Origin of the sequence: Flavobacterium sp. LM4, from assembly GCF_002017935.1 — a bacterium.
In the GTDB taxonomy this organism is placed as follows: Bacteria; Bacteroidota; Bacteroidia; order Flavobacteriales; family Flavobacteriaceae; genus Flavobacterium; species Flavobacterium chungangense.
In genome coordinates, this window is the sequence record NZ_MUFW01000001.1 from 344,117 (window position 1) to 356,977 (window position 12,861).

At 31.2% G+C, this 12,861-nt stretch carries 15 protein-coding genes and 2 tRNA genes; 14 read left to right on the forward strand and 3 right to left on the reverse strand.

Annotation, left to right across the window (positions count from 1 at the left end):
* Nucleotides 1–69 precede the first annotated feature (69 nt).
* Both BXU10_RS01465 and BXU10_RS01470 read left to right on the forward strand, forming a co-directional pair.
* Entirely contained in the window at nucleotides 70–1,161 is a 1,092-nt protein-coding gene (locus BXU10_RS01465; protein ID WP_078225809.1) for a hypothetical protein, read from the forward strand.
* 510 nt (nucleotides 1,162–1,671) lie between these two features.
* Complete coding sequence (locus BXU10_RS01470; RefSeq protein WP_051872889.1) at nucleotides 1,672–2,481, forward strand: polysaccharide lyase family 7 protein; 810 nt, start codon at nucleotides 1,672–1,674, stop codon at nucleotides 2,479–2,481.
* A gap of 91 nt (nucleotides 2,482–2,572) precedes the next feature.
* On the opposite strand, the gene msrA is transcribed toward BXU10_RS01470, so the two are convergent.
* Nucleotides 2,573–3,193 (reverse strand): peptide-methionine (S)-S-oxide reductase MsrA, encoded by a 621-nt coding sequence (msrA, locus tag BXU10_RS01475; protein ID WP_078225810.1) that lies wholly within the window; start codon nucleotides 3,191–3,193, stop codon nucleotides 2,573–2,575.
* An 11-nt stretch (nucleotides 3,194–3,204) separates the two neighbouring features.
* Nucleotides 3,205–3,756, reverse strand: a complete 552-nt coding sequence (gene msrB, locus BXU10_RS01480; protein WP_078225811.1) for a peptide-methionine (R)-S-oxide reductase MsrB — start codon at nucleotides 3,754–3,756, stop codon at nucleotides 3,205–3,207.
* Between the two features lie 296 nt (nucleotides 3,757–4,052).
* Here msrB and idi point away from each other — a divergent pair, with 296 nt between their 5' ends.
* From idi to BXU10_RS01515, 7 genes are all read left to right on the forward strand, one after another.
* Nucleotides 4,053–4,580, forward strand: a complete 528-nt coding sequence (gene idi / locus BXU10_RS01485; protein ID WP_078225812.1) for an isopentenyl-diphosphate Delta-isomerase — start codon at nucleotides 4,053–4,055, stop codon at nucleotides 4,578–4,580.
* Nucleotides 4,581–4,603: 23 nt separating this feature from the next.
* Entirely contained in the window at nucleotides 4,604–5,014 is a 411-nt protein-coding gene (locus BXU10_RS01490) for a 6-carboxytetrahydropterin synthase (RefSeq protein ID WP_031455952.1), read from the forward strand.
* Between the two features lie 3 nt (nucleotides 5,015–5,017).
* Nucleotides 5,018–5,476: a peroxiredoxin gene (locus BXU10_RS01495; protein ID WP_078225813.1), complete on the forward strand. Its 459-nt coding sequence runs from the start codon at nucleotides 5,018–5,020 to the stop codon at nucleotides 5,474–5,476.
* A gap of 60 nt (nucleotides 5,477–5,536) precedes the next feature.
* Nucleotides 5,537–6,505: a type I phosphomannose isomerase catalytic subunit gene (locus BXU10_RS01500; protein WP_078225814.1), complete on the forward strand. Its 969-nt coding sequence runs from the start codon at nucleotides 5,537–5,539 to the stop codon at nucleotides 6,503–6,505.
* A gap of 56 nt (nucleotides 6,506–6,561) precedes the next feature.
* Entirely contained in the window at nucleotides 6,562–6,828 is a 267-nt protein-coding gene (locus BXU10_RS01505) for a hypothetical protein (RefSeq protein WP_031455949.1), read from the forward strand.
* 78 nt (nucleotides 6,829–6,906) lie between these two features.
* Nucleotides 6,907–6,980: transfer RNA gene (locus BXU10_RS01510), tRNA-Thr, on the forward strand.
* Between the two features lie 104 nt (nucleotides 6,981–7,084).
* Nucleotides 7,085–7,158 (forward strand) — tRNA-Thr (locus BXU10_RS01515).
* Nucleotides 7,159–7,308: 150 nt separating this feature from the next.
* Here the strand turns inward: BXU10_RS01515 and BXU10_RS01520 are convergent.
* Nucleotides 7,309–8,028, reverse strand: a complete 720-nt coding sequence (locus BXU10_RS01520; RefSeq protein WP_078225815.1) for a DUF4369 domain-containing protein — start codon at nucleotides 8,026–8,028, stop codon at nucleotides 7,309–7,311.
* 180 nt (nucleotides 8,029–8,208) lie between these two features.
* Between BXU10_RS01520 and BXU10_RS01525 the strand changes: the two genes are divergently transcribed.
* The 5 genes from BXU10_RS01525 (at nucleotide 8,209) to BXU10_RS01545 (ending at nucleotide 12,802) form a co-directional block, all read left to right on the forward strand.
* The gene (locus tag BXU10_RS01525; RefSeq protein ID WP_078225816.1) at nucleotides 8,209–9,111 is read left to right on the forward strand and encodes a DMT family transporter; all 903 of its coding nucleotides are present in this window, start codon (nucleotides 8,209–8,211) and stop codon (nucleotides 9,109–9,111) included.
* A gap of 66 nt (nucleotides 9,112–9,177) precedes the next feature.
* On the forward strand, nucleotides 9,178–9,531 hold the full coding sequence (locus tag BXU10_RS01530; protein ID WP_078225817.1) for a DoxX family protein: 354 nt from the start codon (nucleotides 9,178–9,180) through the stop codon (nucleotides 9,529–9,531).
* Between the two features lie 30 nt (nucleotides 9,532–9,561).
* Complete coding sequence (gene aqpZ, locus BXU10_RS01535; RefSeq protein ID WP_078225818.1) at nucleotides 9,562–10,266, forward strand: aquaporin Z; 705 nt, start codon at nucleotides 9,562–9,564, stop codon at nucleotides 10,264–10,266.
* 305 nt (nucleotides 10,267–10,571) lie between these two features.
* On the forward strand, nucleotides 10,572–10,850 hold the full coding sequence (locus BXU10_RS01540; RefSeq protein ID WP_031455944.1) for a DUF2805 domain-containing protein: 279 nt from the start codon (nucleotides 10,572–10,574) through the stop codon (nucleotides 10,848–10,850).
* 98 nt (nucleotides 10,851–10,948) lie between these two features.
* Nucleotides 10,949–12,802: a peptidase M61 gene (locus tag BXU10_RS01545; RefSeq protein WP_078225819.1), complete on the forward strand. Its 1,854-nt coding sequence runs from the start codon at nucleotides 10,949–10,951 to the stop codon at nucleotides 12,800–12,802.
* The last annotated feature ends 59 nt before the right edge of the window (nucleotides 12,803–12,861 follow it).

Sequence of the window (12,861 nt, forward strand, 5' to 3'; positions counted from 1 at the left end):
CAGAAAATATTTAATGTCTGTATTTCTTATTACTTTAGAGATACAACATGTGAATAATAATTAACTGCTATGAAAAACTTTTTATCAAATTTATTTAATAGAAACAATGAACCAAAATCAATAATTTCTTTTGATGTTATTGAGCCAATTTATTCATACTTATATAATCAAAATGGAAGTCTTGAATTCAAAATAAAAGGGATTCAGGAAACAATATCGGTTAATTTATTCTATTTTCCAGGTTCGTTTGATTATAACGACGGACATACAGAAATTAAAAAAGCGGGTTTCAATAACGCTTATGAAGTTTTAAATGAACTTTATAAAAAGATTGATATCGGTGGTGTTTCTGAAGAAAATATACAAGAAGGCCTGGAATATGATTTTATTCATATTCAGTTTTATTCAGTACCAGGTGCTCAAATGAAAACACATTTTAAACGTATTCTGAATAACTTTGTCATCTTTTTTTGCTGTACAAACAGTACAGAAATAAACGATTTTAAGATTTTATATTCAAGTGGTCATTTTATAGATTACACAAAAGGTTTGTTGGATTCAGAGTATCTGAATTTTAATAATCCAAAAAATGAAACGCAGGAAATTGGCATCAAAGATTTTAAAACTGTTTTGCAGGGGATCTGTCAATATATGAATATTGAAATTCCGAAAGATATTGAGTTGATTTCTTCAGAGAATTTACTACAAGCAGAAGAAGTTACAACAGAAACTTTTGAAGAGTTTATAAAACTTGTTTCAAGAGGGAATGTAGATCAAAAACTACTGACGAAACATTCTAAAAAGCTGTTTAAAGATTTTCAAAAAGAAACAAAAGAGTATCATGCACAAGTTGAAGGTCATTTCGATTTTTTTGAAAGTATAAATGCATGGAACAGCGACTGGAAATTTGATCCCGAAGATGCTGAATATTTTATTTCTGAAATGATTGGTGAGGATTTAAATTTTGAATACCCGGAAGAAACGTATAGTCATGAATTATTCCCGTATATTCAATCTGCTTTAGGGAAATTAGATTTTGAATTAATGACTTACGATACAGGTGGGGATAATTATTTATTTTTTGTAGTAAATAAAAGTGATTCAGAAAGGATTTTAGAATTATCAGACATTATTAAAATAAAAATAGATAAACTATATTAATCAATTTAGCTGATGTTTATTTGTGTAATAAATGTCAATTTTACACTTGTGTGTGAAAACAAACAAAACATTTGTTACATTCTGTTTTTAATTTTTTTTCTTTTGTAAGAGTAAAAAATTCATAATCACATATTTTTTTTGTATGTAATTACTTTGTAATTCTGTTTTTTTTAGTTAATTATAGGTTTTTCATTTAAAAAATCCATAGTTTTCTATTTTAAATTATTCAATGATTTGCTATTTCTTTCTGTTATTTCTTAATGATGCTTATTTATTTTTGATTTTTAATCGTGAATTGTTATTTTTAAACTGTTTTTTTTAAGGAATAAAAAAAAATATTAAAAAAAATATAAGAATATTAAAAAAAAAATATATTTTTATGCAATCGATTACAAAGAAAAATATGCAAAAAAAATTATTCTGAAAAAAATATTTTGAACTTGATTTTATTTTTTCCCTGCGTATTTCTCTTAAAATCAAATATTATTTTAATCCAAAAACAGCAAAAAAATGAAAAAAATTAGAACTTATCTTTTATTACTATTAACAAGTACTACTTTTCTAATTCATGCTCAAAAAGCACCAAAAATAGATTTGACTTTATGGAAATTAACAATTCCTGAAGGTTCTGTTACTACATATAAAGCGCCAAAAATTTTGGATTATGCTGAAAATGTGGAAATCCAAAAATTCATGTTCAATGACCTGACTGACAGGTCTTTGGTTTTTTATGTTTATCCTTCAATAAAATCCAAACGATCTTTTAATAAAACAGATTTAAAAGAGCAAAATTCATTTGGAGGAGATGCAAGCTGGTCTTTTAAACAAGGAGCTAAATTAAAAGCGTCGCTTAAAATGGGAGAGATTTATAAAAAGAACGATCAGCACCCACGTGTTATATTTGCCCAAATAGGTGGCAGATTAAAAGAAGATCAGGTTAATCAAATTGGTGCAAAAGATAAATCTGCTCCGTCAATCTTAAAAGTTTTTTGGGATAATGGATATGTAAAATTAAGATCAAAAAGACTTGCCGATCCCTCTATTACAGGAGTTGATATTTTAAAAGAAGATTCCTGGATTGATGATGATGGTTATATATTTAAAAATAAAGTTGGTTTTGACAAATTTACATTTCAAATTGAAATTAGTGATGGAAAGATGGAGGTTAGTGTAAATGGTGAAAAAAAGGTATATTCCGGAGGTGATTATAAGTTATGGAATTCATTTGATAATTATTTTACTGTAGGATGTAATCTTCAGGGTGATGAAACCGGAGCTTATGCAAATGTGAAATTTTATTCTTTAGATGTTACTCACTAAGAATCTGATTTTTTAATAAAAAACAGAAAGTCTGTGTCGTATTTGATACAGACTTTTTTGTTTGTAATTATTTGAAGATAAGATCTTTATTTTAAGGTTTCTTTTTTAATTTAGCTTTAAAAATTTTTTCAAATTTTTCTATTTTTGGCTGAATTACCATCTTGCAATACGGTTGGTTTGTGTTGTTTTGGTAATAATTCTGATGATAATTTTCGGCTTTGTAAAATTTTGTAAGAGGTTCGATTTTTGTAACAATAGGGCTGTCGTAAACTTTTGCTTTATTAAGGTCATTAATAATACGTTGAGCTGCTTTTTTTTGTTCCTCATTTTTATAAAAAATTACAGATCGGTATTGAGTTCCTATATCTGCACCTTGTCTGTTTAATGTTGTCGGGTCATGAACCGTAAAGAAGACTTTGAAGATTTCATTGATGTCGGTAATATTTTTATCATACGTAATCTGTACTACCTCCGCATGACCGGTTGTTCCTGTGCAAACGTCTTCGTAAGTAGGATTTGCAGTTTTTCCTCCTGAAAAACCTGAAACTACAGATTTTACACCTTCTAAATTTTCATAAACAGCTTCAACGCACCAATAACATCCTCCGCCAAGAGTAATGTTTTCCAGATTAGAAGTGCTTTTTGTTTTGTTTTCCTGTGCAAATCCATTAAGCGTGAATGCTATCAGTAAACATGAAATTATGTTTTTCATATATATAATATTTATTTTTTAGAATCAGGAATGAAGTCAAGGGCAATCGAGTTCATGCAATATCGTTTTCCTGTAGGTGCCGGGCCATCATCAAATAAATGACCTAGATGGCCATTACATCTTCCGCAGAGAGCTTCGATTCTTTCCATTCCAAGAGAGTTGTCGTTTTTATAAACAACACTTTTTTTATTGTCTTGTTCGAAAAAACTTGGCCACCCGCAGCTGCTCGCAAATTTTGTTGTTGATCTAAAAAGTTTATTTCCGCATGAGACGCAATAATAAGTTCCTTTCTCATCTGTGCGCCAATATTTTCCTGTAAAAGGTCTTTCTGTATCTGCTTCTCTCATGACAGCATAAACATCTTCGGGTAAAACTTTTTTCCATTCTGCATCGCTAACATTTAATTTGGTTGTAGCTGTATTTGAATAATAAGGATTTCCGGGTTTGTTGATTTTGTTTTCCACAACTTTATTTTCAGGTTCTTTTTTAGTGTTTTGTCCGCAAGCCTGCAAAATAAAAAGAGGCATTAGGAAGAATAGGCTGATGAGATTTTTTGATTTCATGTTTTTGGAGATTAATCTGAATTCCAAAGATACGATGAGATTTCATGCAGAAATATCTTTACATTGTAATTCAGATATATTTAAGTGTGTTTTAACTTTTTGTTTATTTACGTAAAAATATATAGTTGTAGTTTTAAAAGCTTGGTTTTAAAAGGTTTTTTTTGAAAAAATAATGAAATATGACATTGAAAATCAATAAAGTATAATAAAATCAGGCTTAGTTAAACTTTTCACAATCTTTTCTGAAATTTTCAAGCCATTTCTTTTTTCGTATTTTTGTTACATCAACACGCCTTATGATAGAAGAAAACGTAATATTAGTTAATACAAATGATGAGCAAATTGGCTTAATGCCAAAATTAGAAGCACACGAGAAAGCGGTTTTACATCGGGCTTTTTCAGTTTTTATTTTAAACAGTAAAAATGAAATAATGTTACAGCAGCGTGCTCATCAAAAATACCATTCACCTTTACTATGGACAAATACTTGTTGCAGTCATCAACGTGAAGGGGAGTCGAATATAGAAGCTGGAAGTCGCAGATTGTTTGAGGAAATGGGTTTTAGAACCGAATTAAAAGAACTATTTCACTTTATATACAAAGCGCCTTTTGATAATGGTTTGACTGAACATGAACTTGATCACGTGATGATTGGATATTATAATGATAGTCCAGCCATCAATTTAGAAGAAGTAGAGGATTGGAAATGGATGGTGATAGAAGATGTAAAAGATGATATTGAAAAGCATCCCGAAATTTACACTGTTTGGTTTAAAATAATTTTTGATGAATTTTATCATTATTTAGAGGACCACAAACTATAAAAAACCTACTAACTAAAACCTAAATGAGAGTAACCATATCAAGAAAGGCACATTTTAATGCTGCGCATCGATTACACAGGAAAGACTGGACATCTGAAAAGAACGATTTAGTTTTTGGAAAATGCAATAATCCCAATTTCCATGGTCATAATTATGGTTTAACAGTAAGTGTTACAGGAAAAATTGATCCGGAAACTGGTTTTGTAATGGATGTAAAAGTGTTAGCGGATATTATACTTGCTGAAGTGGAAATTCCGTTTGATCACAAAAACCTGAATCTGGATGTTCCTGAATTTCAGGATTTGAATCCAACAGCTGAAAATATTGCTGTTGTGATATGGAATAAAATTAGAAAAAGAATTCAGCCCGATTTTGATTTAGAAATCGTTTTGAATGAAACGGAACGTAATTTTGTAACTTATAAAGGAGAATAAAGCATGTCATTAAAAATAGGAGATATAGTTCCGAATTTTACTGCGAAAGATAGTCACGGAGAAATTTTTGAAAGCCAAAGTGTTTTGGGGAGAAAGCCGCTCGTGATTTATTTTTACCCTAAAGATAATACACCTGGGTGTACTACCGAGGCTTGCAGCTTTAGGGATCAATATGAAGATTTTAAAGATTTAGGAGCAGAAGTAATTGGGATAAGCAGTGATAGTGTGAAATCCCATCACAAGTTTGCTAAAAAACATGAGTTGCCATTTATTTTGTTATCTGATGAAAATAAGAAATTGAGGCATCTTTTTGGAGTTAAAAATAATTTATTCGGACTCCTTCCTGGAAGAGTAACGTATGTAATTGACAGAAATGGTCTTGTAATTTTAATTTTTGACAGTATGAATGCTGCCAGCCATATTCCGAAAGCGTTGCATACAATTAAAGAATTAGTATTGTAAGTTAAAAAAATAGTATTAGATAAATATTGTATTAATAAAGATATTAGCCAAAAAAAAACTATGAAAACAAAATCATACCCTTTGCAATTTGAACCAATTTTAAAAGAAAGAATTTGGGGAGGAGAAAAACTGAAAACGATTCTTAACAAGCCAATTGTTTCAAAAATTACCGGAGAAAGCTGGGAGTTATCAACTGTAGAAGGAGATGTGAGTATTGTAGCTAATGGAGAGTTAAAAGGTAAATCATTAATGGAGCTTATTGATGAAATGCCAAATGAAATTTTGGGAACCGAAGTTTACAAGCGTTTCGGGAAACAATTTCCTTTGCTTTTTAAATATTTAGATGCTAGAGAAGATCTTTCTATACAAGTTCATCCAAATGATAAATTAGCCAAAGAACGTCATAATTCATTCGGCAAAACCGAAATGTGGTATGTAACACAGGCTGACCCGGACGCAAGAATTATTGTTGGTTTCAAAAATGATTCCAGCAAAGAAGAGTATTTGCAGCATCTTAATGATAAAAACCTGGTTTCTATTCTTGATACTGTAAAAGCTAAGCCTGGAGATGTTTTCTTTTTAGAAACCGGAACGGTTCATGCAATCGGAGCAGGGCTGGTTGTGGCCGAAATTCAACAAACTTCAGATATTACATATCGTTTGTATGATTTTGATCGTAAAGATGCTCAAGGAAATACAAGAGAACTACATGTAGATTTAGCGCTTGACGCAATAAATTATAATAAAGTAGATACACAAAAGAAATACGAAACAAAAACGAATACATCAAATATAGTAGTTGATTGTCCTTATTTTACAACCAATTTTTTGCCGTTGGAAAATAAGGTTTCTATTTCTAAATCAGGAGAGTCTTTTACGGTTTATATGTGTATAGAAGGGGCTTTTGAAATTGAATTTGATGGTTTTAAAGAAGTGTATGAAAAGGGAGATACTGTTTTGATTCCGGCTGAGATAAATGCATTTATTTTGAATGGAAAGGCTTCAATTTTAGAAATTTATATTTCATAGCGCTTAATATAAAGATTATGTGTACTTTTGCAAACGCAAATTAAAATTAAAATAAAATGGCAAACGTTAAGAATTTAAAGAAAGACATCAATTTCGTATTAGGAGATATTATTGAGGCAATTTACTTATTTGAAATGTCTACTACAGGAAATCCTACACCTGAAACGAATGCTTTGATCGATCAGGCAATCGCTGCTTTTGATACTTTGATCACAAAAGTGAATGCTAAAAATGTTGAAAACAAAAAGGCACACTTCAAGCAAATCAATGTTGAGTTGGAACAAACTGCTAATCAATTAATTGCTAAAATCAACGAATTGTAAGCCAAAAAAAAGTATAAAAAGTTCAAATATATTTTGGAAAAACCAAAAACCGCCTTATATTTGCACCCGTAATGAGTCGCCAGCGTAGCTCAGTTGGCTAGAGCAGCTGATTTGTAATCAGCAGGTCGTGGGTTCGAGTCCCTCCGCCGGCTCAACAAAAAAACCATCACCTTTGTGATGGTTTTTTCCTTATAATGAAGGGCAGTCTTATTTTTGGGACAACAAAACCATTAATAATTGTGCTTTAAAATGAGTCGCCAGCGTAGCTCAGTTGGCTAGAGCAGCTGATTTGTAATCAGCAGGTCGTGGGTTCGAGTCCCTCCGCCGGCTCAGCAAAAAACCATCACTTTTTGTGATGGTTTTTTTTTGGAATAAATTAAGTTTTAGATTCAATGGTTTATGCGATATGATTTTTAATGTCTTGTAATAAAACAAAAAGTCCTGAAAATTTTCAGGACTTTTTTGTTTAAAATATTCAAATTATTTTTTTTCTTCTTTTTTGATGTCATTAACATACTTGGTTAGCTTTTTACCGTATAATGATTTAGCTACATTAGGAGTCATCGACTTTTGAATAGTATCCAGAAATTTAATATTGATATCATAAATTTCTGCCAAGGCTATATAAGGTGCTATTTCATGATCTTTATTGTTAATTGCAAAGTTGGTAGCGAATAAATATTTTCGTTTAATATTCGAATTACCTTTTGCTTCAATGCTATCCATTGCTTTTTGATCCTGTCTTTTCAATGCTTTAAATTTTGCTTCTATCAATGAAAGACTTTCGTCTTTAAAGCGGGAGTTTACTTTTTGATATTCTTCATATAGCTCTTGGTTTTTTGAACCGGTAATCTTGGCGCCATTAATAAAATTATCAAGATTTGCATCGATATTTATGTTTCCCGGTTCAGCAAAAAACATGATGTTATTGTCTAATGAGTTGGTAACGCCACGATCCAGGAATAAATAAAGCATTTCCGGGGATTCTAATTTTATAGTAGTTTCAAAAGCTGAATTTCCATCAATCTTAATGCTGTCAATAGCTACCAAAGCTGTGTCATTATATCTTTGTATATATAATTTTCCTTCTTTTAATCCTTTTATGTTTCCTGTAATATGTACACTGTCAGTTGGTTCTTTTTTATCACATGAGACAGCTAATAAGGTAATTGCAATAAATGCAATAATTGATTTTTTCATTGTTTTTTAGATTTGGGTGCAAAATAAAGAAATTTTTTAAATGAAGTTGATTGAAGGTTTGATTTTTCAGAAATAAATTTTAAACAGGCTCTTAAGTTAAAATTTTGTCTTTTCTGTTTTTTGAATAGTAAGCCCAAAACTATGTGTTATCTTTGCAGGCTCAATTTTAAATAAAGTAAAATGTCACAAAAAAATATACTGAAAGGAGTTTTTCTGGTTGGTTTAGGTGCTACAAGTTATGGTATGCTGGCTACATTTGTAAAAATGGCTTATGCGGAAGGTTTTACGACTGCAGAAGTTACTACTTCTCAATTTATATTAGGCATTTTAGGTGTTTTGTTGATTAATGCTTTTCAAAAAGCAAAGCATAAGGAAAATGTAGTAAAAGCAACGACGAAAAATATTTTCAATTTAATGTTGGCCGGAACTTCATTGGGTATGACTAGTTTGTTTTATTATTTAGCTGTAAAGTATATTCCTGTTTCAATAGGTATTGTTTTATTAATGCAGACTGTCTGGATGGGGGTTTTGCTTGAAATGGTTTTAGAAAAGAAACTGCCATCAATTCAAAAGATAATTGCTGTTTTTATTGTTCTTATTGGAACTGTGTTAGCAACTAATATTCTTAACAATAATGTTGCGTTAGATTGGCGTGGAATTGGCTGGGGCATTCTGGCAGCGGCATCATTTACTACAACCATGTTTACAGCAAACAGTATAGCTGTCAAAATTTCTTCGGCGCAAAGAAGTTTATATATGCTTTTGGGTGGTTCTGTTATTGTTTTTTCGTTTGCTCTGGCTACACAAAATGCACCTTTTGATTTTTCAATTTTCTTTAAATGGGGGATTGTACTTTCTCTTTTCGGGACTATAATTCCTCCGATGCTTATGAATGCCGGTTTCCCTTTAACCGGAATTGGATTAGGAAGCATTGTTTCTGCTCTTGAACTGCCGGTTTCGGTAATGATGGCGTTTGTTTTATTAAATGAAAAAGTCATTTTTTTGCAATGGATCGGAATCGTACTAATTGTTTTGGCAATCATTATAATGAATGTTAATTTTAGAAAAACAATTGTTTTGTAAAAAAAAATCATACTTTCGGGTAAAAGTCCTTGGGATTTATTAAATTCGTGCTAAAATCTGATTATCATGGATTTACCCTGGCATTTGTATCTAATGGCTTTTCTTTATATTGTTGCCGGAATTAATCATTTCAGATCTCCGGGGATGTATCTTAAAATCATTCCTCCTTATTTTCCAAATCCCGGATTACTAAATATTATAAGTGGAGCCGCCGAAATAATTTTGGGTTTTCTTCTCACTCTTCCTTTCATGAGCCATTTTGCTGCATGGGGAATTATAGCTTTGCTCGTTGCAGTGTTTCCGGCAAATCTTTTCATGTATCAAAATAAAAAAGCAGGTTTTGGTTTGCCAAAATGGATTTTATTGCTGCGTATGCCATTACAGCTTTTGTTGATTTTATGGGCATATCAATATACCTAAATTACTAACCATTAATTAAAACCATTTATTATGAAAAAATTATTTGCAGAGTTTTTTGGAACATACTGGCTTGTTTTTGGAGGCTGTGGAAGTGCACTTTTTGCAGCCGGAATTCCTGAATTAGGAATTGGTTTTCTTGGGGTTTCATTAGCATTTGGTTTGACCGTATTAACAATGGCCTATGCTGTCGGGCATATTTCAGGGGGACATTTTAATCCTGCAGTTTCAATTGGATTATGGGCAGGTGGAAGATTTTCGGCAAAAGATTTGATTCCGTATATTATAGCACAATGTATTGGTGCTCTCGCTGCAGCAGGAACATTGTTTATTATCTGGTCAGGGAAAGCCGGAAATGCAATAGACAATACTAAAGCCGGAGCTTTTGCATCTAATGGATTTGGCGCATTTTCACCAGAGGGTTATTCTATGTCATCAGCATTTATTACTGAGTTCGTGCTTACATTTTTTTTCCTGCTAGTAATTTTGGGTGCTACAGATAAATTTGCAAACACAAGTTTTTGTGGTATTGCAATTGGTTTAGCCTTAACATTAATTCATTTAATCAGTATTCCAATTACAAATACTTCAGTTAATCCTGCACGTTCATTATCTCAGGCTATTTTTGTCGGAGGTGAACCTTTGTCACAGGTTTGGCTGTTTTGGCTTGCTCCGTTTTTAGGCGCAATTGCAGCAGGATTTATTTATAAAACAGTATTGCAAAATAATGAAAAATGAATAGTTTAATATTAGTTTTTAAAAATAGAGAGAGGAAATCAGATATTGGTTTTCTTTTTGTATGTAGAAATTTTATTTTATAAGATTTTAAAATGCATATATGGGTTAAGAATAAATTATAAATTATAAATTATAAAATTTACAAATATGTCAGGCAAAATTCAGATACCGTAAAAAAATGCTGAAATCAATAAAAAAAATATACTCAATCTGATCAACTAATTATTTTTTTTATTAATATTGATACTTAAATTGAAAATCAATCTATTAATCATTAACCTCTATTTTGAATTAATTTTCACGTGATGAAAAAGAGTAACCGCAAAGAATTGAATTGGGAACAAACTGAAAAGCTTGTTTCGTTGGCACTAGAAGAAAAGAATCCATTCGAAATTATAAAAAAAGAATTTGGGTTGTCAGAAAAAGAAGTTCTGGAAATAATGAAAAAGAAAATGCCTCTTGAAAAATTTGAGATGTGGAAAAAAAAAGCAATTGCAAATAAACCAAAGCCCAAACCGGTTAAAATAGATGATTTTGATGAAGATTTGGACGGCAAATATTATATCAAAAATAAATTAGATTAAACAAAAACTCCTGAATTACAGGAGTTTTTTTATTTTATATCTTTACTGTAACAGTTTTACATTTTGTAAGACTTATATAAAAATTAAACTTTTAATAAATGAAAAAAATAATTTGCACATTAGCTCTCGCAGTTACACTTTGGAGCTGTAAAACCGGGACTTCAGGTGCTACGCAAAAAAATGTGGCTGTCAATATTAATCTTACAGATATAAAGGATGATAAAGTTTTGGTAACAGTTACTGCACCTGAAATAAAAACTGATGAAGTAATTTACAGTATTCCTAAAACTGTTCCGGGAACCTATTCTACGGATAATTATGGGAAATATTCAGATGGTTTTAAAGCATTTGACGCTAAAGGAAATACTTTAAGTGTAAGAAGAATTGATGATAATTCCTGGTCTATTTCTGATGCAAAAAAATTAAAAACGATTACTTATTTAGTGGGTGATACTTTTGATACTGAAAAAGGAACCGGTTTTGGTAATGATGATGTATTTTCGCCAGCCGGAACAAATATAAATGCAGGAATCAATTTTATGGTTAATACACATGGTTTTGTTGGATATTTTCAGGATAAATTAGATGTTCCTTACAAAGTTACCATAACACATCCTGAAACACTTTGGGGAGCAACTTCAATGACTGATGAAGATGCAAGCAAAACAAGCGATGTTTTTACAACTCCCCGTTACGCTGTTTTGGTTGAGAATCCAATTATGTATTCTAAGCCTGATTATACTACATTCAACGTTAACGGAATGGATATTTTGATTGCTGTTTATTCTCCTACAGGAAAATTTACCGCTGAGAGTATTACTCCGGAAATGAAAACGATGATGACGGCTCAAAAAAACTTTTTAGGAAAAGTAAACGCTACTAAAAAATATACAGTTTTGTTGTATTTGTCAAGTATGGCAAAAGATGACGCACATGGTTTTGGCGCTTTAGAACATCCAACTGCTACAACTGTAGTTTTGCCGGAATCGATGCCGAAAGATAAATTGGTTGAATCGATGAAAGATGTAGTTTCTCATGAGTTTTTTCATATTGTAACTCCATTAACTATTCATTCTAAAGAAATTCAGTACTTTGATTATAATGCTCCAAAAATGTCTGAACATTTGTGGATGTATGAAGGTGTAACAGAATATTTTGCCAATCTTTTCCAGATTAATCAGGGATTAATTGATGAAGCTGAATTTTATACCCGTATTGCCGATAAGATCGAACAGGCAAAAGGTTTAAATGATACTATGTCGTTTACTGTTATGAGTAAAAATGTGTTGGAACAGCCGTATAAAGATCAATATTTAAATGTATATCAAAAAGGGGCTTTGATTGGAATGTGTATCGATATAATAATCAGGGAAAAAAGTAACGGAGAACGAGGAATTCTTGATCTAATGCACAAGTTATCTGAGGAATACGGAGTCGAAAAACCATTTAATGATAATGAACTTTTTGATAAAATTACAAAGTTGACTTATCCGGAGGTTGGGGAATTTTTAAAAACTTACGTGGCCGGAACAACTCCTATTCCGTATGATCAATATTTGGCAAAAGTGGGGGTAACCAAAGCTTCTGAGAAAAAGGCAGGATCAGTTTTCTTAAAAGGACAGGTGCCGTATATAGGTGTAGATCAAAAAACAAAAGAAATAAGTGTTCGACCGGATATTGAGTTAAATCCGTTTTTTACTAATTTGAATCTTAAACCATCAGATGTTATTTTGTCTATAAATACTAAACCATATTCATTAGATAATATTTATGACTTAATAGGTGAGAGTGAAAACTGGAAAGATAATGATCCAATTACTGTTCAGATAAAGCGTGAAGGAAAAGTGCAATCTATTAAAGGAACTGTAAAATTACCATACGAGGAAAGCGAAACTTTTAAAGCTACAGATATTTCAAAAGAAAAACTAAGAAATGCCTGGCTGAAAGGTTAAAGTTTAAAAAACACAAATAAAAAAGTCTCTGAAGTTTATCAGAGACTTTTTTGTTTGTG